This window comes from Bradyrhizobium sp. AZCC 2289 (assembly GCF_036924615.1).
Classification (GTDB): Bacteria; Pseudomonadota; Alphaproteobacteria; order Rhizobiales; family Xanthobacteraceae; genus Bradyrhizobium.
Window position 1 is genome coordinate 5,357,758 of the sequence record NZ_JAZHRY010000001.1, and the last position, 20,531, is coordinate 5,378,288.

The 20,531-nt window shown below is 59.1% G+C and carries 18 protein-coding genes and 4 pseudogenes; 14 read left to right on the plus strand and 8 right to left on the minus strand.

The features are described from left to right. Positions 1–48 precede the first annotated feature (48 nt). The 3 genes and pseudogenes from tnpC to tnpA all read right to left on the minus strand — a co-directional run bounded on the left by tnpC (position 49) and on the right by tnpA (position 2,515). Positions 49–1,585, minus strand: a pseudogene (gene tnpC / locus V1289_RS25345) (IS66 family transposase). Positions 1,586–1,658: 73 nt separating this feature from the next. Further along, positions 1,659–2,012, minus strand: a complete 354-nt coding sequence (gene tnpB, locus V1289_RS25350; protein WP_334398837.1) for an IS66 family insertion sequence element accessory protein TnpB — start codon at positions 2,010–2,012, stop codon at positions 1,659–1,661. Beyond that, positions 2,009–2,515 (minus strand): IS66 family insertion sequence element accessory protein TnpA, encoded by a 507-nt coding sequence (gene tnpA, locus V1289_RS25355; RefSeq protein ID WP_334398838.1) that lies wholly within the window; start codon positions 2,513–2,515, stop codon positions 2,009–2,011. Before tnpA ends, tnpB begins: the two co-directional genes overlap by 4 nt. 675 nt (positions 2,516–3,190) lie before the next feature. Here tnpA and V1289_RS25360 point away from each other — a divergent pair. The 8 genes and pseudogenes from V1289_RS25360 to V1289_RS25390 all read left to right on the plus strand — a co-directional run bounded on the left by V1289_RS25360 (position 3,191) and on the right by V1289_RS25390 (position 6,792). Continuing rightward, positions 3,191–3,436 carry a hypothetical protein gene (locus tag V1289_RS25360; protein WP_334399790.1) on the plus strand — a complete coding sequence of 82 codons (246 nt, stop codon included), beginning with the start codon at positions 3,191–3,193 and terminating at the stop codon, positions 3,434–3,436. 350 nt (positions 3,437–3,786) lie between these two features. Beyond that, the gene (locus tag V1289_RS25365; RefSeq protein WP_334399792.1) at positions 3,787–4,110 is read left to right on the plus strand and encodes a hypothetical protein; all 324 of its coding nucleotides are present in this window, start codon (positions 3,787–3,789) and stop codon (positions 4,108–4,110) included. A gap of 4 nt (positions 4,111–4,114) precedes the next feature. Further along, positions 4,115–4,696: a hypothetical protein gene (locus V1289_RS25370; RefSeq protein ID WP_334399794.1), complete on the plus strand. Its 582-nt coding sequence runs from the start codon at positions 4,115–4,117 to the stop codon at positions 4,694–4,696. Positions 4,697–4,848: 152 nt separating this feature from the next. Further along, positions 4,849–5,328 (plus strand): hypothetical protein, encoded by a 480-nt coding sequence (locus tag V1289_RS49830; protein ID WP_442896073.1) that lies wholly within the window; start codon positions 4,849–4,851, stop codon positions 5,326–5,328. Next, positions 5,252–5,422: pseudogene (locus V1289_RS25375) on the plus strand (hypothetical protein); the annotation flags it as partial. The gene V1289_RS49830 and the pseudogene V1289_RS25375, both read left to right, overlap by 77 nt. Continuing rightward, positions 5,419–6,108 (plus strand): hypothetical protein, encoded by a 690-nt coding sequence (locus tag V1289_RS25380; RefSeq protein WP_334399796.1) that lies wholly within the window; start codon positions 5,419–5,421, stop codon positions 6,106–6,108. The pseudogene V1289_RS25375 and the gene V1289_RS25380, both read left to right, overlap by 4 nt. Positions 6,109–6,168: 60 nt before the next feature. Beyond that, entirely contained in the window at positions 6,169–6,360 is a 192-nt protein-coding gene (locus tag V1289_RS25385) for a hypothetical protein (protein WP_334399798.1), read from the plus strand. Between the two features lie 36 nt (positions 6,361–6,396). Next, on the plus strand, positions 6,397–6,792 hold the full coding sequence (locus V1289_RS25390) for a hypothetical protein (protein ID WP_334399799.1): 396 nt from the start codon (positions 6,397–6,399) through the stop codon (positions 6,790–6,792). Between the two features lie 297 nt (positions 6,793–7,089). On the opposite strand, the gene V1289_RS25395 is transcribed toward V1289_RS25390, so the two are convergent. Next, positions 7,090–7,863: an amidohydrolase family protein gene (locus V1289_RS25395; protein ID WP_334399801.1), complete on the minus strand. Its 774-nt coding sequence runs from the start codon at positions 7,861–7,863 to the stop codon at positions 7,090–7,092. Between V1289_RS25395 and V1289_RS25400 the strand changes: the two genes are divergently transcribed. Continuing rightward, positions 7,852–8,799 carry an IS481 family transposase gene (locus tag V1289_RS25400; protein WP_334397941.1) on the plus strand — a complete coding sequence of 316 codons (948 nt, stop codon included), beginning with the start codon at positions 7,852–7,854 and terminating at the stop codon, positions 8,797–8,799. The genes V1289_RS25395 and V1289_RS25400 overlap by 12 nt on opposite strands. On the opposite strand, the gene V1289_RS25405 is transcribed toward V1289_RS25400, so the two are convergent. Next, on the minus strand, positions 8,731–9,642 hold the full coding sequence (locus V1289_RS25405) for a hypothetical protein (RefSeq protein ID WP_334399803.1): 912 nt from the start codon (positions 9,640–9,642) through the stop codon (positions 8,731–8,733). The two genes, V1289_RS25400 and V1289_RS25405, sit on opposite strands and share 69 nt — an antisense overlap. Between V1289_RS25405 and V1289_RS25410 the strand changes: the two genes are divergently transcribed. From V1289_RS25410 to V1289_RS25420, 3 genes are all read left to right on the plus strand, one after another. Further along, positions 9,619–11,712, plus strand: a complete 2,094-nt coding sequence (locus V1289_RS25410) for a S8/S53 family peptidase (protein ID WP_334399805.1) — start codon at positions 9,619–9,621, stop codon at positions 11,710–11,712. The genes V1289_RS25405 and V1289_RS25410 overlap by 24 nt on opposite strands. Next, positions 11,709–12,869, plus strand: coding sequence for a trypsin-like serine peptidase (locus V1289_RS25415; RefSeq protein WP_334399807.1), 1,161 nt, complete (start codon positions 11,709–11,711; stop codon positions 12,867–12,869). Before V1289_RS25410 ends, V1289_RS25415 begins: the two co-directional genes overlap by 4 nt. 340 nt (positions 12,870–13,209) lie before the next feature. After that, the gene (locus V1289_RS25420) at positions 13,210–13,563 is read left to right on the plus strand and encodes a hypothetical protein (protein ID WP_334399809.1); all 354 of its coding nucleotides are present in this window, start codon (positions 13,210–13,212) and stop codon (positions 13,561–13,563) included. Here the strand turns inward: V1289_RS25420 and V1289_RS25425 are convergent. Continuing rightward, on the minus strand, positions 13,508–14,935 hold the full coding sequence (locus V1289_RS25425; protein WP_442895986.1) for an IS701 family transposase: 1,428 nt from the start codon (positions 14,933–14,935) through the stop codon (positions 13,508–13,510). The two genes, V1289_RS25420 and V1289_RS25425, sit on opposite strands and share 56 nt — an antisense overlap. A 183-nt stretch (positions 14,936–15,118) precedes the next feature. Between V1289_RS25425 and V1289_RS25430 the strand changes: the two are divergent. Both V1289_RS25430 and V1289_RS25435 read left to right on the plus strand, forming a co-directional pair. Continuing rightward, positions 15,119–15,960 (plus strand): annotated as a pseudogene (locus V1289_RS25430) (IS5 family transposase). Between the two features lie 62 nt (positions 15,961–16,022). Then, positions 16,023–17,259, plus strand: a pseudogene (locus V1289_RS25435) (IS701 family transposase). 287 nt (positions 17,260–17,546) lie between these two features. Here the strand turns inward: V1289_RS25435 and hemA are convergent. Then, positions 17,547–18,806, minus strand: coding sequence for a 5-aminolevulinate synthase (gene hemA, locus V1289_RS25440; RefSeq protein ID WP_334399811.1), 1,260 nt, complete (start codon positions 18,804–18,806; stop codon positions 17,547–17,549). Between the two features lie 241 nt (positions 18,807–19,047). Beyond that, the gene (locus V1289_RS25445; RefSeq protein ID WP_334399813.1) at positions 19,048–20,523 is read right to left on the minus strand and encodes a catalase; all 1,476 of its coding nucleotides are present in this window, start codon (positions 20,521–20,523) and stop codon (positions 19,048–19,050) included. Positions 20,524–20,531: the final 8 nt, after the last annotated feature.

A 20,531-nucleotide genomic window follows, 5' to 3' on the forward strand; every position in this document is an offset into this window, starting at 1 on the left:
TCTTGAACTCAATCCGAAAATCGTAAGCGTCCATTTCTTACACGTCGGTCAGACTTTAGCTTTTGACGGGGTCCAATTCCAGGGGAGGAGCTCGCCGAGCTTGGTCATCGGATGGCCGTTGGACATGCGTTCCAACACGTCCTTGAGGTAGGCGAACGGCTCGACGTTATTGAGCTTTGCGGCTGGCTAGCAGCGAAGCGACGACTGCCCAGCGGGCCGCGCCGCCGTCGGATCCGGCGAACAGATGGTTCTTGCGCCCGAGCGCGATGGGCCGGATGGCGCGCTCGACCGGGTTATTGTCGAGTTCGATGCGGCCGTCGTCGAGGAATCGGGTGAGGGCTGGCCAGCGCGCCAGCGCATAACGAATGGCCTCGGCGAGGGGGCCGGCGGGTGGAACGCGGCCAAGCTCCATCTCGAGCCAGGGCTTCATCATGTCGATGAGTGGCCGGGCGCGGGTGTTACGCACATGGCGACGTTGCTCTGCCGTGCGGCCCCGGATCGAACCCTCGATCGCATAGAGTTCGGCGATCCGCCGCAAGGCCTCGGCGGCGATCGGTGAACCGGTCGCTTCGTGCAGGTCGTAGAACTTGCGTCGTGCGTGGGCCCAGCACGCTGCCAGCACGATGTCGCCCGGCGCGGTCAGCCGCTCGAAGCCAGCATAGCCGTCGACTTGCAGCACACCACGGAAGTCCTGGAGATGAGCGGCAGGACGCTCTGCCTTGCGATCCGGACTGTAGAAGTAGACGGCGGCCGGCGGTTCGGGCCCGGACCATGGTCGATCGTCGCGCGCATAGACCCACAACCGACCGGTCTTGGTGCGGCCGCGGCCGGGATCGAGCACCGGGATCGGCGTGTCGTCAGCAAACAGCTTGGTCGATCCAAACACATGGGCTGCGAGGCGGGCCTGCAGCGGCTCCAGCCACCAACAAGTGCCGCCCACCCAGTTCGCCAGGGTCGAGCGGTCGATCTCGACGCCGTGCCGGGCGAAGATTTGGCTCTGCCTGTAAAGCGGAAGGTGATCGCAGTATTTGGCGACCAGGACATGGGCGAGAAGACCGGGACTGGCGAGGCCCTTGGCAATCGGACGCTCCGGGGCGGGCGCCTGATGAATAGTCCCGCAGGCCCGGCAGCCATAGCGCGGCCGGCAGATGCGGATGACTCGAAGCCGCGCGGGCACATGATCGAGCATCTCGCTGACGGTCTCGCCGATCACATGCAGTTCACCGCCGCAGCACGGGCACGCTTGATGCTCGAGATCGAGCCGCATGTCCTCGCGGGGCAGATGGGCCGGCAGGCTTGGTCGATCGGGCCGCGATCTCGGCGTCTTGACCGTCGTTGATGGAAGCGTGGCTTCGACCCGCGCGATATCGGCGTGGAGGTCTTCAAAACCGAATTGCAACTGGTCGTCATCCAGCCGTTCGGCACGCCGACCAAATTGGCTGCGCTGTAGCCTCTGAACGATGAGCCGGAGGCGTTCGATCTCCGCCTGCGCTTCGGTGAGGCTGGCGCGTTCGGTCGCGAGCGTCCGGACGATCCGCTGCAGCGTCTCTACATCATCTGGCAAGGCGGCAAGATCGATGTCCATGAGCCGGAAGTTTACGCCGACTCGCGCGCTTCCTCACCGAACAACATGCCCGTGAGTCAATCGGCCGCAGTGATCATCCCGCCACAGCCGGTCGCCACTGCCGCTCGGGTGCGCGCCAGTCGACGCCGTCAATCAGCATCGACAACTGCGCCGAGTTCAGCATCAGCGTCCCACCCGGGTCGACGTTCGACGGCCAGAGGAATACGCCGTGCTCGAGCCGCTTGGTGAAGAGGCAAAGGCCGGTGCCATCCCAGAACACAATTTTGATGAGGTTGGCCTTCCGACCCCGGAACACGAAGAGATGGCCCGAGAAGGGATCCTGCCGCAGCACGCCCTGGACCAGCATCGCGAGGCCATTGATGCCCTTGCGCATGTCGATATAGCCGAAGGCCAGGTGCACCTTCACGCCCGCAGGAAGCAGCGTCATGATGTGTGCTCCTCGGTGGGCGGGGTCGCATCCACAATCTCTACCGCCACGAACAGCGGTGCCACCTGAGTCAGGTCCTGCTTCCAACGGAACAGGACACGCGCCGCGATCCCATAGCTGCGCGCTACCTCCGACAGGCTGGCGCCCGGGCGCCCCGTCTCCTCGACGATCCGGCGTTTATCGACCTCGCTAAACGTCCGCCTGCGGCCCTCGCGGGCCGGCGGCACGATCGGGCCTGGGAGGTCGTAAGTCATATGACTAAGGCTATGACTAACGCTATGACCAAGGGTATGACTTAAGCCCCGGCGCCGGTAGAGCAGTTTGCGGACCGGTGGCTGCGGCTCGGCTTTGAACCTCGCTCGCCAGTTGCCGAAAGCCTTCAGCGGAATCCCGTGTGCCTCGCAATACTCCCGCTGATTCAACGCACTCTGCTGCCACGTCTCATGGTGCTTGCGCCAGAAAGCCTCGCCGTAACGCTCACGGGTTCGGAATTTGTCGGACATCTCGTCGTCCTCACTTTTAAAATTTGTCGGTGAGAACAGATCGCGTCCGAACCTTAAAGAGACAAGTGTGTGAGAAATGGACGCTTACCGAAAATCCCTGATACCGTTTTAAAATTCCTTGTTCTTCAAATTATTTTCCCTGATAATCCGGGTAGGGAATTTCAGGAGAAGTGGCTGCAGCGCAGCGGTTTCTTAGTACTCAATCGTATCTCTAAGCCCCAGAATCGCAAAATTCCCTGTAAAATTCCCTGATACCAGGGAATTTGCGTGGAGACGGGTGCGATTAGCACTGCGGCGCCAGCCAGCCATTCTGGCGGTCGGCCAGGCTCCCCAAGAACCGCGACAATGGGCCGTAAATCCCGGCTTTTCGCGCATTCGATTTCGTCTCCAGACTCCCGGTTCGCCCACCTTGATGTGGAAATCGCCGAAAGTCTCCGGCCTTGTCCGCGGATATTCCCGTTTTGTGGAGACTGTTGGCGGAGACTGGTTTGATCACGACTGCCGCCCGACGGCGGCAGTAGTCAAATTCTTGGGGCCGCGGCGGCGATGGATATTTCGACCGATCATACGTATCGCATGTCCCGCCGGGGCCAACTGCGATACCGGCGTCTACGCAGCGACGGGCCGGCTTCCTTCAGCCAGTACCTTCCGCCGATTCTTGCGGAGGGCGCCGGGATGGCGGCCGGCCTTCCTGAAATTGGGCACGCGGGCGCCGCGGCGCTTGGGGCTCACGCGCTAGTCAATCGAATGGTTCAAGGGATTGGACGGCGGGCCGATATCGCACGCAACAATCGGCTGGCGGAAATTCTATCAGCTACCGGAGATCAGGTTCCGCTCAACCGGCTCTTGGACACGATCGCGCCTAAGGCTATCCGCGAGGGAAATAAACTCTTCCGTGCGTCGTCGGCGTCGAACGAATGAGAACCACTCCAGATAAAACTTAACGCGCCGACCCGCCGTGCAGAGAGCTACCCAAATAAATGGGCGATACCCACGCCTAAATAGAGCCATCGAATTACGACGAACCAAACGAGCGCACCCAAAGCGCAGAGAAATAGAGCGGTCATGATTGACAACAAGCCTCCGCGTATCGGTGACACACAAATAAGCGAGCTTCCGTCGTTTGTGAAGGATATCCGCGCCCCCGGATCACCTTTTCCGGCGGTACACTACTGGATTCCGGACCCACGGGCGACCCCAAGACCGACTACCGGCGCGGCCGGCAACACTTCAGGGAGGCGGTAGAGGTCTCCCGCCAGCCAACGTCTCACATGTTTCTGGCCCATGTCCTGGCGGCGATGTTGGGCAACCTGGGCGAAATGGAAAGCGGCTTCATTGACGCGCTGTTAGAGGTCGCACAGGTCGGTGTCGCTCCCCCGAGGCTTACAGAGCAGGAAATCGCTGCGACCGATGTGGACCCGGAAAGGGTGCAAGCCGTTGAACGCGAGATGACCGCTGCAATCGCTTCAAAGGCCTGGTTGCCAGACTTGCTGCGCTTGACGGTGCTGCGGCTACTGAGCGGCGCAGAGGGCGAGTTTATCAGCGGAGCAATGACGATGATTGCGCGAATGGCGCTTAACGGATCAAGGAACTAAACCGATGCAGAAACGCGAATATGAAGCCATGGTTGCCCGAGTTCGGCAGCATTATGGCCCCAGCATAGAGATTGGCGGATTCAATTCTCACGACATCATCCAACTGCAGAAGCGCGCCGCCCAGGCGGAAACAGATCAGGCCGCCGCGAGAGCTGCGCAGCCAATTTCGGAAGCCGCCACGCGGCTGCATCATACCCGACAACGCGCGCATCGGGCTTGGCAGACAATCACGGAGGGGCAGGCGACCTTGGCCAAGAATCGCAGGCTGCACGCGATCAACGGCGTTGACGCTGAATTGTTGGATCCTATCGGCATGCCGAAGTGGGATAAGGACAAGAGTCCAGCGACCGTCGCAGACTATGACGCAGCAAATGCTGAGGCGGCTGAGTTGGCAACTGAGCTAGAAGCACGCGCCAACAAAATGCTCAGCTACGTCAGTGAATGGGAGCGGTCGACGCCAGAACAGCAAAACCGTTCCATGATCCTAGCGCTCGCCGATCGCCTGGACCGACTGGAGACCAAACGGGGACGAATCCCAAAGTACCAGCTGTTACGGACGAGGCTACTGCAGCGCCGGCGACCGTAATTATTGATATCCCGAAGTCGCTGAAGGGGGCCCTGCAGCAACTCGGGGGCTCTAAGGCCGATGATTGGAACGACATCATCGCCAATCAGGCAATCCGGACGCTTTGGAAAAGCACCGATCAGAAGTTGGCTGCGAGTCAGGCCGATGGGGTTTTGACCGCTCTGATTTGCATCGGGCCCAAGGACGAGTTTGAAGGCATGCTCGCAGCCCAGATGATCGGAGCCCACAACGCGGCGATGGAGTGCCATCGACGAGCAATGCTGCCCGAGCAACCATTTGTTGGGCGGTCGGAAGCTTTAAGTCAGGCAAACAAGCTTTCCCGGACCTTCGCCACGCTGTTGGAAGCGCTCAATCGTCATCGTGGGAAAGGGCAGCAGAAGGTCGTGGTCGAGCACGTCCACGTTCATTCCGGCGGGCAGGCAGTGGTCGGAGTCGTCGAAAGCCCCGGGGATGGGGGCAGGGCGAAATTGAAGGATCAACCATATGGAATTACCGATGCATCTCAGCCCGCGGTGTGGCGCGCGGACGCGGGGCGGGAGGCCCTGCCGGTCGCCGGCGATGCCCAACGGCCGTTGCAGAATCCACGGCGGGCTGTCCCCAGGCGCGCCAAAGGGCAATCAAAACGCGCTTAAGCACGGCTTCTACTCTGCCGAGGCAATCGCCCGACGACGTGAGATTTCCGCTCTCGTGCGGGCCGCTCGCAGTTTAATGGGAGGCATAGCTTGATTGAGGCGTCACAAGCGAAGAGGGGTAAAGCACCCGCCATTCGTTCGCCCCGGGTCCCGAAGATCTGCGCCGAACTCGGGCTGGAGATTCTGCCGACAAACAAGAAGCCTGGTCCGGGGCAAACGACGGCAGGCGCGACGCTTCACGCGATCTACCGGGGGCATGGCGAGGGACATCTGATCATGCTCTTGCGGACCTTGCTGGAGTCTGAGGGTGGGTCGGAACACGTTAACGAGTTCACTCTGATGGGGATCAGCGACGTCATGCTGGCGCATCCAGAATGGCCCTCTAAGGGCCTGGCGTGGCTCGAAGCCTTCGACAAGGTCGACCTGGGAGACATTCGAGAGCAGGCTAGACGCAATCGCCAGGCCGTGCCCCAGCGCCATGGCATCGCCAACGCTTTACATCGCGAATTGTCCGAGATGTTTGATCCAGCCAATTGTGTGCAGTTCACTCGAACCGAGGAGTCTACCGTGCCGATTGACAACGACTTGCTTTATGGGACCCGGAACATTGCGCGATTTTTGGAAATCCCGGTCGACAAGTGCCAAAGGCTCATCGCCGAGGGCAACTTGCCCGTATTTCAGATGCCGGGAGCGACAACGCGTTGTGCTCGTAAGTCCACGCTGAACGCATTTTGGGGGCGCTTCGAGCAGGCCTCGGTGGCAGCCTCGCGCGCTGCCTGATCGTCCAAAAGATGTACGGGCGCCGGCAGCTCTTCCTTCAACCCAACTGAGGAATTTGTAATGCGTTTTCTCAAGCTCTCGATTTTGCTCGGCGTGTTGCTCGGCGCGATCGTGCCGGCGGGGGCGGGGGTTCACGGCGTCGCGAGCACTCCGACTTCTGGCGATATCTTCGTGTTCGCGGGACAATCCAACGCCGCCAGTCCGGGAATGATTCGGCGTGGTCCAGATATTAAATTCCGGTCCGTTAGTTGAAACATCGCCACGGATATCGTTGCAGACGATCTGGGTATGCAAGCACAGACTGATAAGATTTGGTCGCAAAGCTTATCAGTGATCGGCATCGACATTCATAGGCGCTTGCCGACCGCCGCTGGCATCTCCTTTGTGCGGACCTTGGCTTCCGGCGTGGGTTCTACGAACGCCCATTATGTACCGGTCCTCGACTCGAAGCCTGGCGCGCTTGTTTTTGATAGGGTGCATTGGCGTGACGGCGAGTGCCCACGCCCATTTCCTCGCTCGCTGCCGCCTGATAAACAACTGCTCGACGAAGAACTCACTGCTTATGGCTGTCAAGTGCCGGATGTGATTGAGCGCTTCCATCGTGGGCCGTCGGTGTTCGGCCAGTTGGCGACTGCATCTAACGCGCGCTGCTCTGCCCCACTCGAGACCGAACTGTTCTTGTAACGCCGATCGCGGTCGTACGATTGGTCAAACGTGGATCCAAATTCGATCATGATCTACGGCAGCCCAGCCTTCCTGAAGAAGCGTACCCACAGCAAATGCTATTTCCATGAGAACGATGCGATGTCCGCGCTCGATATAAAGGGTATCGAGATCACCTATCCGAAATTGACAGTGGAAACGGCATTGGAGATTCAGCGAGCGACGCTGCCGGTCGTACTCAAGCTCGATCTCGACAAGAACTTGAAGGATGCACTCGCTGTCCAAAACAATCTCGCTAAGCGCGGATCCGGCAAGGCGCTAGATCGTTGCGTCGAAAACCTCGAGACGCTGCGGATTCATGTCATGGCGCTTGTAGAACGAAGTGAGTCGCGCACGTGTGGCATTGCCAGGTGTAAGTCCGAGAAAACGAATGGCATTCGAACGCAAGACGCGCTCCATCGTCGGCAGTGTCAAGCCGACTTCCGACTTCAGGAATCTGACAATGTCGGTAGCGAAGCTTTCGTTCCGCGGTTCCTTCCCAAGCATGATCCAGTCCGATCCGTAGAGCAACCGTTCGAGTTTCGGGTCAAATTCGGAAATGTACTGCCGCATTTGCCGGCCCAGCTTGCGCCGGCTATCGGCGTCTGATGTCTGCGCTTCGGTCAAATAGCTCAAGTCAGCGAAGAGTCGACCTTCTCGGTTGCTCTTCATGTACCGACCAAGTGTCCACTCCCAGCTGCTCTCGGGAAGCGATGAATCCTGCTCTGCGGCGGCCGAGCGATAGGTGAAGCGGCCGAAATGCGCTAGGCAAAGCCGCAGCGTTGGGTATTTCACAAGCGCTGGCAACCAGAAGGCAGGGTCACCTCTATCGGAATAGTGCGGCCCGGCTCCGTTAGAAGCGGCGGCATGCGACAGAATCGGGATGTCTAATGCAGTACAAAGCTGGAAAAGCTCTTCCATGGCTGCGTTGAGATCGTCGCTCAAGCGACCGCCTAGCTGTGGGCTTTCAGGAGGTTGTCCATCTGGTCCGAACCGAGGAAGCTGAGGTTGCGAAGCTTCAGTGTTCCACGGAGAGACCAGATGAACAGCCATAAGAATGCTCCCCTGACGCCGAAAGGTCGAGAGGCCATGGTGCGGAGTGTGGCAGCGGGACTGAGCAAAGCGGCCGCCGCGCGCCAGTTCAACACCACGCCAAAGACCGTCGCCAAATGGGTCGGACGGTTCCGCGCAGGCGGTGTCGATGGTTTGCGCGACCGCTCCTCCAGGCCTCTTTCATTGCCAAGCCAAACGGCGCCCGCCACATGCGCCGTGGTTGAGGCCTTGCGCCGCCAGCGCTACACCGGCAAGCAGATCGCGGCCGAGGTCGGCGTGTCTCCGGCGACCGTCAGCCGCATCCTGCAGCGGCTCGGCATCAACAAGCTCTCGGCACTGGAGCCGGCCGAACCGGTGCGCCGGTACGAGCGCGAACACCCCGGCGAGATCATCCACATCGATATCAAAAAGCTGGGCCGTTTCGAGCAAGTCGGCCACCGCATCACCGGCGATCGCCAAAGCAAGAGCCGCAGGGTCGGTTGGGAATATCTGCACCTGGCAATCGACGACCATTCCCGCGTCGCCTATTCGGAAATCTTGCCCGATGAAAAACGTCGATCCTGCCTGAGCTTTCTCTTTAACGCGTTGCGCTTCTTCAGGGCCCATGGTGTCAAAGTCTATCGTGTCATGACCGACAACGGCACTAGCTTCCGATCCCGTCGTTACCCTAAGGCATTGCGCCTGCTCAAAATCAAGCACCTGCGCACTAAGCCCTATACGCCGAAAACCAACGGCAAGGCCGAGCGCTTCGTCCAAACCTCGTTGCGCGAATGGGCCTATGCCCAAGCCTATCTCACATCAGATCATCGGGCTCAGCACCTGCCGATCTGGCTGCATCGATATAACTGGCATCGACCACACAGCAGTCTAAAGTCCAAACCACCCATCAGCCGCCTCGGCTTGACCGAGGACAACCTGTTGAGGCTCCACACCTAGCTCGTCTATTATTGGCTTTGGATAAGTCTGGCTGCGCGCGTTTCGTAGCGGCTTGAAGCCCATCGGCGGGTAGAGCTTCACACCAATGAATCCATGATCCTCAACGGCAGATTTGACGAGTGCAATCTGATCCGTCTCGCGCCTAAGGCCCCGCCTAAAATAGACTTGCGCGAGCGGATCGTAGCCCACGTAGCCGTGCACCATCGCTCCGATCGACCGCTTCGAAACCATCCCCATGACCTCGACCTGGTCATTGAGCGGAGAGGTGACGTCTTCGTTGAGCCATCGCGAATAGTTCACGATAGATGGAGCGACCAACAAGGGTTTGAAATTCTGTTCGTCGTAAGCTCGCGCCAGTCGCTCGGCCAGGGTGTGCCGGTACAGCGTAAACAGGTTGAACCAGCGAAGATACACACCAACGTCGGTCATAGACGCAAAAGCTGTGGCGGCGGAATAATCGTCCACGGACAGCGAGCTTCCATCCGGCGCAGCGCCCGCCGCTGCTTTTTTCAGGGCGGCGCTAAAACGCTCCCGCCCGGCCTTCGACTTGCGTTGCGGCAGTCGCAGTGCATCTGCGGGCGCAAGTTCGTTCTCGGTCCCTGGCCTCTGAAGCTGCTGCATGAAGGTTTTGAGGCGCTGCTGGGTAATCATCGCCGCAGCATTGACATCGGCCGCCGCAGCATCAGGCGCGGCGTTCCCGGAGAGAAAAGCAATTTCCGCCTTCGCTGTTGGCGCGCGGCCGGCGACAACCCAGACAAACAATGAAATCAGCCAGTCCACCGTGTCCGGCGCGCCAAAGTCCAGGAGTCTTTCGACGCCTTGCTCGGGGTAGTGATCGAGCACGACAATTCTCAGGAAACTGCGCGCCGGAATATCGGTGGCATTAAAGAGATGGGCGTGGACGTCGATGACCGGCGTGTTTTCTGCCGTTTGCGCCAGGAGTGGCGACGGGCCAGCCAAGCCGCCAAATGCAGCACTTCCCAAGACGATTGGCCGCGTGTTGCATCTCAACTGATTGACAAGAACGTCGCACCGATAGGCGAGGTCACGCTACAACCGGGAGAGGGCTCGTGTGATGCCGTGCTGCGGGCGCTGAAGTTTCGCGAGCGCGGCGTACTATGCGCCGCGTCGATGCAGACACTGATCGACAAGCTTAACCCGGATCTTCCGAAAGTACTTCCTGACGGATCGGTGATTAAATACCCGAACCTTCCGGTCGGCGATATTACTTGGACCGCAGCATTTGACAGCAATGTTCCAGGTGACGCGGACCGCCTCAAGATGGTGACGACCGGACCGTGGGCCCAGATAAAGACCGCCGAACGGCGCAATGGTTCTCTGACCCAAGTCGAGATGAAGGGCTATCGTGCGACAATCGAGGTGCCGGATTCGCGAGCCAACAACGCAGCGATCGAATCTGTCGAGCGCTACAATCCGGTCATTAATCGTTCGGATATTCGCGCTTCAAAATTAACCGCGGAGCCGATCGCTAAGTCGCCCTTCAGCAGCAACGCGCAACAAAGTTGGTATAAAGCGTGTATCACGCCGAAAGACGAGCCTTCGCTACCCAAGCCTGCCTTCATGAATTTTCTAATGGACGGCGACGCCAAGAACGACAAATGCGTCGCAAACTGCGTCGAGGGAGACCGTTGTCCTGAGATAGTACTGGTCGACAAGGCGGTTGCTCCGCATCCTGACATCGCGAAGGCGCTGGGACTGCCTATGCCAGCTTCGCCGATCCCGCTCTGTAGCAACGTCTGGTGGAACACAAATTATCACGCCACGCATCTGGCCGGAATCATGGTTGGCGCGGACAATAGCAACAGCTTTGTCGGCCTGTCACCCAATTCCAAGCTTACGAGCTTCGATTACGATAAGTCAGTCGGTACTCCCGGCATAGGAAGCTCCGCCCTTGTCAAAACGATCCGAGAGAAAAGCCAGTTTCGTAATAGCAGGACAATTATTTTTGTATTTGCAAGTAAATTCAATAACATTCAGGACCTCGATCCAGAACTCTCAGATCCTCGGCTCCGGCGGGAGCGTCCGCCCTTCATTCCTGAGATTCTTAGTTCGGACAATCTCTGGGTCGTCGCTGCCGGGCAAAGAGATCCATATGGAAAGAACATCGATTTCAATACGCCGAGTTCACCGATGAATCTTGGCGACACGTCTAATGTTCTGGTCGTGACCTCTTGTGAGGACTGTCTGACGGACGACGTGACCATTTCGAGCTGGGCGAACTATTCACGCAACCTCGTCAATGTGGCCGCTCCTGGCGGGAGTGCCATGGATAGTATCCCCGCACCGGCCACCGCGACGGAGTATTCGCAGACCTATGGCACCTCGCAGGCGGCCGCTATGGTTGGTGGATTGGCGGCCGCCATGGCCAGCTGTTATCCCGATGCCTACAAGAATGGAAAGATGCTCAAAATTCGCCTCCAAACCACGTCAAAGCCAATCGTCAACCCCGGCCTCACCGAGAAGGTTACGACCGGGATCATCAATGCTAAAGCTGCGCTGCTTGATCCGCGCTTCCATTGGATCACCGTTCACGAGAAGACGATTCGGAAAGCCAGGGAGCTACAGTGGTGCCGCGACAAGTTGGTCCTGAAGCAGCCTGATAATGAAGATCCCGTTCACGATGGTGTGTTTCCCAGTGATCGGATTAGGCAGATCTACCGCCACGTCAAGAAGGACGCGCCCGACGAGTGGTACTTTTTGCGCGAGCCGCGAATTCAGTTGGCCGCCGAGGTCACCCCCACGGGGCCAGGGGTATTGTACGACAACGATCCCCTGTTGCGCGTAAGATACGACGATGGCACGCTGTCGGATCCCCTGAGGCTTGACCAAATCGACGGATTAGTTGTCGGTCTTAGCGATGCAAAGGTGTCAGTCAAGGCGTGCGGGTCATGATTGCGGTGGCACGTATTGGCCTCGCGGCGGTTCTTTTTTGCGAGTTGATATTCGCCCCCGCCTCTGCGTCGCCCTGTGGCGAGCACACGAGCATGATGACCAACTTCGGCGATCAAAAGCTATGGGCAAACGAGCTCAAGCCGTTGCAGCAGCTCAAGCTTAGCGAAACACCTAATACGCGGTATCTTCGCATATTGCTGCGCGCAACAAGCAACGATCCGAACTGGAACCTAGTAGTCCGCGATCGCGCCGGCCGACCGCTGCAGAGTATTGCCGGGAAATCGCAGCCCGCGGGAACGACATTCTGGACCGACCGGCTTTTTGTCAATGACGGCGCGATTTCATTGGAATCCGACGGAGCGCCAAACGTAAAGCTAGCGGAGACGATTAGGTACACCGTTGTGCTGAAGTCAGCGGAGAACCCCTATTACTCAATTCAGGGTGCGAAGGAAAGCTGGGTTGACGTTTACGCCGAAAGTTCGGTCTCATCATTCTTGCGACGCAAGGCGGAGTCAGTTGGGATGTTCATCGGGAGCGATGGCGATTCCATCAATGGAAGCACCCTCTGGACCTGCTCCGGATTTGTGGTCCGTAGCGACAGCAAGGTCTATTTTGTCACCAATGATCACTGCGGCCATCGGACGGGCGCACTGGGCGGTCGCTGGAACGCGCAAGTCTGCACGAACTCGACGGTGGACTTTTCCTGGGATGGTGACGCCATCAGTAGAGATTACTTTTGTGAGAGGGTTGTTGTGCGCTCGGATACCGACGATCTTGCCGTACTCGAGTTGCGCGCAAAGAACGAAGGCGAGGCCCCGCCAAAGGCATTGCCGCTCAAGCCGCTGGAGGATACGAGCGCGCCACTTGCGATCATCCAACATCCGGCGTCCGAATCGAAAAAAGTTTCCCGCGGCTGTTCAGCACTGACGACCGAGGTGGCCGAAGTGTCGACCATAGACCTCAAACGTGATTTTGCGCATCGCTGTGATACGGCGGCTGGGAGCTCGGGAGCACCAGTCCTCGACGAAGAGGGCAACGTCGTCGGCATCCACCACCTCGCTTTCGAAAAACTTTCAGACGGCCGATGCGACCGCCTTAACAAGGCGATACGCGTTGAACGGTTGATCACGCTACTAGCAACAGTTCCGACCGAATAGGTCTTCCGATTAGCCCATTCACGAGATCGAGTGATTCCGTTGGACGGTGGACTGATAAGCTTTTCATGCAGCGCTTATCAGCTTTCGCGACGTAGCTGCTTCATACGAGTTAGTTGGCAGTGAGATTTTCGTATTCACAGTTCGGCCAGATATACAGGTGATGAACGACCTAGAACCTTTCCCTGGACAGCCGATACAGCACGAACTCCGCCGTGAACTACGGATTCAAGTTTGGGATGACGCCTTGGGGTGAACGCGGTGCGCCAAAGAATGCGATGCTCATGGCAAGAGTCAGCCTGCCTATGAAAGAATCGGATAGCAAATACCTTTGGAGGGGCGAATGTTACAGCGCGTCAACTACAGCCTGGTAGGCGCCATCCTGTTTGGGTTGGCGCCAATCGAAGCCATCGCTGCAGACAGTTTCTCCTATCCGGAAACGAAGCGGGAGATGGTGGCCGAGACCTATCACGGAGTCGTGGTTAGCGATCCTTATCGCTGGTTAGAGTGCCCATGCTCGCAAGAAGTGACAGACTGGCTCGATCGGCGGAATGCGATCACCGACGCCTATCTAGACAAGACACCGCAATGGCGAGCAATCGCTGACCGGCTCACAGTCTTGACCAAGGTACGCTCTAATCTTACTGCGTCACAAAAGAAGACGCTGCGATTGCCGAATGCAACAGGGACAGCGTGAGAGGTTCCGGGCGATGGCAACGATCAGTCTTCGCCGCATCGTCGCAATCGAGTTCGGGATGTGACGTTCGGGTCGCAGTGGCGGAGCCTCTGGGTCGGTAACCGTTGGAAACCGCAAGTTTCTTGAACGGCCTGGTGGAACGAGATCCCGAGGGGGGAATCGTCTCCCTCTCGGAGACCAGGAATCCGTAGGCCGCGATGCACAGCGTAGCGTGGTGGTGGAAGCCACGCCAACCTCGCCCTTCGAAATGCCCGAGCCCAACCTCTTGTTTGAGATCCTGATAATCGCGCTCGATGCGCCATCGCAGCTTGGTTAGATCGACTAGCCTTCCGAAAGTGATCGTTTCCGGCAACGTTGAAAGCCAGTATTTGGTCGGCTCGTCCTCACCTTCTGGCCATTCGATCAAAAGCCATTCTTCCGGTCGGCTTTCGGTGAGCTGGTAATCTCGATGCGCGACGCAAACGCGCGCGCGAGCGAAGCGCGACGATAGCTGCTCGGCCGCACCCTCTCGCCACTTGATCGTGCGCCAGACCCGCTTAGGAAGGCAAAGAGCAAGCTCCTTGACCGAAATCGGTTGATGCTTGTGATCGCGGCGCAGCAGCTTTGGTGGTCGCCCTTTGCCCGACCATTTTTTCGGCGGCAGCGGCGCCGTGTCGGATGTCCACACCGTGGTGTTTGGCAAGATACCGGCCACATAGGTCAACCCCAACGCGCTGATGCTGGTCCGCAGGTCCGTGTTGCAGCCATATCCGGCATCCATCAGCACCACACCGCGAGCAAGCCCGGCTCTGCAGGTCGCTTCGATCTGCTCAAGCGCGATCTCTGGCTTGGTCTTAAAGCTGATCTCCTCGGGCACGCCCGCTTTGCGCCGACGTTTCTTATCTGCCGCCCATTCCTGCGGCAGATAGAGACGATACATCGCCGGCAGACTGGCGTGATGATTGGCAAGCGACAGGGACACCGCGACTTGGCAGTTATCCTGCTTGCCGAGCTGCCCGCAATATTGACGCGCCACACCGACCGAATGCGCTCCCTTCTTGGGAAAACCGGTGTCATCGATGATCCACGCTTCGATCGGTCCATGGCGCTCTATCGCCGGCAGTACCATCTCACCCACTTTGGCCAAAACACCCTCGTCAGACCAAGGCGATTGGCCGACGAAGTGCAGCAGCGACTGATGCTGCGCCGCCGTCCGATCAGGTGCCGTCACCGCTGCCATCGGCTCAACGCTTTTACGCTCCCCCGGCATGATTAAGCCGATGCAATAATCAAACAACGGCCGGGCCCGGTCCGCATGTCCGATCACGCTCACAAGTCCCTCGACAAAAGCCGAAAATCGCGATTCACTGCCGTCTGATGTCCGGAGATCCATATCTGCCCCCGTTGCCGATGCCTGAATCTCAACCGCTAACTGATTCTCACAGGACCTCGCCCGCGACCTTTTGAATCAGACCCTTTTCTGACTCAGTAAGACTAAGTGTCTGTCCGAAAACATGTTGAATCATCGGAATCATTTGTGATTCAAGGGAGGCGGTCCGAATCTGAAGGAGCGCCGATGTGGACGAAAGAGAACCGCGGTCGTTACGACCGCAGCCGGCTACGCTATCCCAGCGATTTGACCGATGAGGAATGGGCGTTGGTGGAGCCGCTGATTGCGTCAGCCAAGCGAGGCGGCAACAAGCGCACGGTGGATGTGCGTGAGGTGGTCAATGGTCTGATGTATGTGCTGAGCAGCGGTTGCCAATGGCGAGCGATCCCGAAGGATCTGCCGCCGCGCAGCACGGTGCACGGTTATTTTGACTTGTGGACTTGGGACGGCACGCTCGATCGCATCCATCACGCGCTCTATGTACAATGTCGGGAGTTGGCCAACCGAGAACCCAGCCCGAGCGCCGCCATCATCGACAGTCAAAGCGTCAAGAGCGCGGAAAAAGGGGGGCGTGGATTGACCCGCATGGCTACGATGCGGGAAAGAAGATCAAGGGCAAGAAGCGCCACATCCTAGTCGATACCCAGGGCTTATTGCTCCACGCCCTTGTACATTCGGCGGACATCCAGGATCGAGACGGCGGGGTGTTGGTGATGGCCACGCTGTTTGGCCTGCATCCATTCCTGCTGAAGCTCTATGCCGACGGCGGCTATCAGGGGCCGATCTTTCAGTCCGCCGTTCGCAAAATCCTCCGGCAAATCGACGTGGAAATCGTCAAGCGTTCCGATACAGCAAAGGGCTTTGCGGTCTTGCCCAAGCGATGGATCGTCGAGCGCACCATCGCCTGGCTCAATCGCTGTCGCCGCTTGGCCAAGGATTGGGAGTGCCTCAACCGAAAGGCCTTGGCGTTCTTGCGCCTTGCCTCAATCCGCCTCATGCTCAGAAAGCTCTGTCAAAAAACAGCATGATCCCGGACAGACTCTAACACTACAGTTGCCTTTTATGCAGTTTTCTGAATCCATGGGCAACCATGATTCGAAGATCGTGGACGCGGCCAGCGTCGATTGAAGAGACGCTTGCGCTGTGGGCGGCGTCGCTTCGTGAGATCAAGCAACGGATACGTCCGTTGTTCAATCAAGATCGTGTTGCGAGGAATGCAGGCTTGTTTCTGGAAAGCCTGCTCGGAGATGACGCAACGCAAGACCGGTTGGATGCGCGCGGAGGCAGCTGGCGATCCCGGTCCTTGGCGGCAACAGGCGATCCTGGGTCGCAGGGATTGGGACGCTGATGCCCTGCGCGACATCGTCCGGGACTATGTCATTGAGCACCTGGCGGATGACGATGCGGTGCTCGTGATCGACGAGACCGGCTTTCTCAAGCAGGGCAAGGCATCGTGCGGAGTGGCGCGGCAATACACTGGTTCCGCCGGCAAGATCACGAACTGCCAGATCGGCGTCTTCGCCGCCTACGTGTCGCGCCACGGTCATGCGTTCATCGATCGCGCGCTGTATCTTCCGAAGGAATGGACCGACGATCCAGATCGTCTGGAAGCCGCATATGTGCCTCCCGGTGCCGGCTTTGCGACCAAGCCAAAGCTTGCAACGAGCATGATCGCACGCGCCATAGCCGCGTCTGTACCATTCAAGTGGGTTGCCGGTGATACTGTCTACGGTGTTGGCGATATCGAACAGCAATTACGCCGGGCAGGCAAAGGCTACGTGCTCGGGGTCAGCAGCGCTCATGTATTTCAATCCTGGGGCAAGCGGCGATCGGTCGCCGGCAAGGCCGCGGACATCGCTCGGACGCGGCGCGCGTCCGATTGGAAACGCCTGTCGGCAGGGGCCGGAACCAAAGGACCGCGGCTGCACGATTGGTGCTATCTCGAATTGGCCGATCTCGAGGTCGAAGAATTTTACAGCGCAAATCATGGTCTTTGGACACGAGGTCTGCTGATCCGTCGTCGCATCGCCGATGATGACCTCGCCTTCTTCACCACCTGGTGTCCAGCGGGAACATCCATCGAAACGCTGGTGGCGGTCGAAGGCCATCGATGGGCGATCGAGGACAGCTTTGAAACCGCGAAAAACGAGTTCGGGCTCGATCACAACGAGAGCAGATCCTGGCATGGCTGGCACCGTCACGTGTCCCTGGTGATGCTCGCCTTCGCCATGATGGCCGCGATCCGACATCGCGCTAACCCGCCACCGCCCAAAAAAACGAAACGGCGCCCCCCGGCAAAAGCCAAAACATATCCACGCCGCCACTGATCCGTTGGTCAATCCAGGAAATCCGCCGCATTGCCATCAGACTCGCTCGAAAACGGATTCAACCCGCACACATCATCGCATGGTCTTTCTGGCGCAGAGCTCACCAGGCCGCCGCTCAACGCGCCCACTTCAAATCAACAAAGCAACTGTAATGCTAGGCGACGCTCATGGGCGAATGTGCTCACGCTGAAGGCGAAGCTGCTTCGGCAGCTTCGCCTCGTTGATTTTGGAAACTCGCAACCGAGCAGGACGGTGACGCATCTGGCTCGAGCAACTGAGCGGCGAGGCTAACCGCCCGCGAGCGTCTGTGCGCGCTGCTCGACGCATCGGTAATCTATTCCGAGCGGGAGATCGAGCTGCTGCCAAACCGAGACCAAGGCGTCAGCCAACTGTTGGATCAGCCGAACATCGTGCGCAGGGGTGGGGGTAATCCGCAGTCGCTCGGTGCCTCTGGCAACCGTCGGGTAATTGATCGGCTGGATGTAGATCCCGTGCCGTTCAAGCAGAAGATCGCTCGCCCGCTTGCACAGGTCGGGATTTCCGACCATGACCGGCACGATATGCGTCCCGGTCGCCAGCACCGGCAGGCCGGCCTTTCGTAGCGCCGCCTTGGTCGCCGCCACGGCGGCGCGCTGACCTGCGCGCTCTACGTCCGACGTCTTGAGATGGGCGATCGAGGCAGTTGCAGCCGCCGCTACTGCGGGAGGCAAGGCCGTTGTGAAGATGAATCCGGGAGCATGGGATCGGACCGCGTCCACGACCGCGTTGCTGGCGGCGATGTAGCCGCCGAGCGTCCCGAAGGCCTTGGCAAGCGTTCCCTCGATGACATCGATGCGTGCCATAACGCCGTGTTGCTCGGCAAACCCCGCGCCGCGCGGCCCATACATGCCAACGGCATGGACCTCGTCCAGATAGGTCATCGCGTCATAGCGCTGTGCAAGATCGCAGATTGCCTCGAGTGGAGCGACGTCGCCGTCCATCGAATAGACACTCTCGAACACGATCAGCTTCGGGTGGTCGGGCGCTGCGCGCGAGAGCAACTCCTCCAGATGCTCAAGATCGTTGTGGCGCCAGATCTGCCTGGCACAGCCCGCGGCACGCATACCTTCGATCATTGAATTATGGTTGAGCGCATCGGACAGGATCAGGCAGTCCGGAAGGAGCCTCGCGATCGTCGCGATGCCCGTGTGGTTGGAAACATAGCCAGATGTGAAAACGAGAGCTGCTTCCTTGCCATGCAGGTCGGCAAGCTCTGCCTCCAGCTGTACCAGCGCCCGATTTGTGCCCGAGATGTTGCGCGTTCCGCCCGCGCCCGCGCCCATTGTGCGGGCGGCGGTGCACATCGCTTCGATTACCTTCGGATGTTGGCCCATGCCGAGATAGTCGTTCGAGCACCAGACAACGACATTCCGCGCGCCGCTTGGGCTGTTCCAGAGCGCATGAGGGAACTGTCCCGCTTTGCGCTCCAGGTCGGCGAAGGTGCGATAGCGGCGCTCGCGTTTCAGCACAGCAATGGCGGATTGAAAGCTTCCGTTATAGTCGAACATTCCTGGGAACCTCTCGGGATCGGACTATACGGCGGGTATCTCGCCGATCACGGCGCGCGGCGCCAGCGCTGATGAACACGAACGAAAATGTACCGATGAACTCCGCAAGGAGCTTGGGTGCAATCTGTTTGGACATCATGGACTCCAAAGTTGAGACTGACGGCTTGGCGCGGTTTCGCCAGTGAACGGTACGCTGGTCGGGACGGCTGGCAGCGCGGCTGAACGCCGCCAGCCGGCGGACCTATTCCGCGGCGATAGTCTGCGGTCGGAAGTCGATGCCCAGTGCCTTCGCGACGCCAGCGCCATAGGTCGGATCTGCTTTGGTACAATTGGCGATGTGGCGCTCCTGAATGTGCTTGGCCGCACCGCCGACCTGACGAGCTGTATTGTCAAACAGCGTTTGCTGCTGGGCGGGAGTCATCTTGCGAAAAAGATCGCCCGGCTGCTGCCAGTGATCGTCATCGACCCGATGGTCCCAATGCTGGGCCGGACCTTCGATCTCCAACGGCGGCTCGTTAAGCTTCGGCTGATCGATCCACTCGCCCCGGCTATTGGGGAAGTAGGTCGGAGTTCCGCCGAGATTGCCGTCAGTGCGCATCGCGCCGTCACGATGATAGCTGTGGAATGGACATTTTGGTGCGTTGACCGGGATGTGGTGGTGATTGACCCCCAGGCGATACCGTTGCGCGTCTCCATAGGAGAACAGGCGCGCCTGCAGCATCTTGTCGGGCGAATAGCTGATGCCTGGCACGATGTTGGCAGGCGAGAACGCCGCTTGTTCGACCTCGGCGAAGACGTTTTCTGGATTTCGGTGGAGTTCAAAAAATCCGACCTCGATCAGCGGGAAGTCGCCCTTTGGCCAGACCTTCGTCAGGTCGAAGGGGTTGAATGGGAAGGCCTTCGCCTGGGCGTCCGTCATCACCTGGATGAAGAGCGTCCAGCGCGGGAAATTGCCGGCCTCGATGCTTCCGTAAAGATCTCGCTGATGGCTCTCGCGATCCTTGCCCACGAGCGTTTCGGCTTCCGCGTCCGTCAGGTTCTGGATGCCCTGCTGGCTGCGGAAATGGAACTTGACCCAGGTGCGCTCGTTTGCGGCGTTGAGGAAACTATAGGTGTGGCTGCCGAAACCGTGCATATGGCGGAAGCTCTTCGGGATGCCGCGCTCGCTCATGACGATCGTGACCTGATGCAGAGCTTCCGGCAGCAGCGTCCAGAAATCCCAGTTGTTGTCAGCACTGCGCATACCGGTTCGCGGATCACGCTTGATGGCGTGATTGAGATCAGGAAAGCGCAGGGGATCGCGGAAAAAGAATACCGGGGTGTTGTTCCCCACGACGTCCCAGTTGCCCTCCTCAGTATAGAACTTGAGCGCGAAGCCGCGGATATCGCGCTCGGCGTCCGCGGCGCCGCGCTCGCCTGCGACAGTGGAGAAGCGGGCGAACATCGAGGTCTGCTTGCCGATCTTGGAGAAAATCTTCGCCTTGGTGTAGCGGGTGATGTCGTGCGTGACGGTAAAGGTGCCGTGGGCGCCGGAGCCCTTGGCGTGCATGCGGCGCTCGGGAATCACTTCGCGGTGGAAATGGGCCAGCTTTTCGATCAGCCAGACATCCTGCAGCAGCGCCGGCCCTCGCGGCCCGGCGGTCTGAATGTTGAGATTGTCTGTGACCGGGGTACCGGACGCATGGGCCAGCGGCGGCCGTTTGGTCTCATTGCTCATTGAGTTGC

Coding starts and splice junctions, on each gene's coding strand:
- tnpB (WP_334398837.1), bottom strand. CDS start 2,012: ATGACGCTGCTTCCTGCGGGCGTGAAGGTGCACCTGGCCTTCGGCTAT.
- V1289_RS25385 (WP_334399798.1), top strand. CDS start 6,169: ATGCGTTTTCTCAAGCTCTCGATTTTGCTCGGCGTGTTGCTCGGCGCG.
- V1289_RS25390 (WP_334399799.1), top strand. CDS start 6,397: ATGCAAGCACAGACTGATAAGATTTGGTCGCAAAGCTTATCAGTGATC.
- V1289_RS25370 (WP_334399794.1), top strand. CDS start 4,115: ATGCAGAAACGCGAATATGAAGCCATGGTTGCCCGAGTTCGGCAGCAT.
- V1289_RS25360 (WP_334399790.1), top strand. CDS start 3,191: ATGGCGGCCGGCCTTCCTGAAATTGGGCACGCGGGCGCCGCGGCGCTT.
- hemA (WP_334399811.1), bottom strand. CDS start 18,806: ATGTTCGACTATAACGGAAGCTTTCAATCCGCCATTGCTGTGCTGAAA.
- V1289_RS25445 (WP_334399813.1), bottom strand. CDS start 20,523: ATGAGCAATGAGACCAAACGGCCGCCGCTGGCCCATGCGTCCGGTACC.
- V1289_RS25425 (WP_442895986.1), bottom strand. CDS start 14,935: ATGGATCTCCGGACATCAGACGGCAGTGAATCGCGATTTTCGGCTTTT.
- V1289_RS25420 (WP_334399809.1), top strand. CDS start 13,210: ATGTTACAGCGCGTCAACTACAGCCTGGTAGGCGCCATCCTGTTTGGG.
- V1289_RS25400 (WP_334397941.1), top strand. CDS start 7,852: ATGAACAGCCATAAGAATGCTCCCCTGACGCCGAAAGGTCGAGAGGCC.
- V1289_RS25415 (WP_334399807.1), top strand. CDS start 11,709: ATGATTGCGGTGGCACGTATTGGCCTCGCGGCGGTTCTTTTTTGCGAG.
- V1289_RS25395 (WP_334399801.1), bottom strand. CDS start 7,863: ATGGCTGTTCATCTGGTCTCTCCGTGGAACACTGAAGCTTCGCAACCT.
- V1289_RS25365 (WP_334399792.1), top strand. CDS start 3,787: ATGTTTCTGGCCCATGTCCTGGCGGCGATGTTGGGCAACCTGGGCGAA.
- tnpA (WP_334398838.1), bottom strand. CDS start 2,515: ATGTCCGACAAATTCCGAACCCGTGAGCGTTACGGCGAGGCTTTCTGG.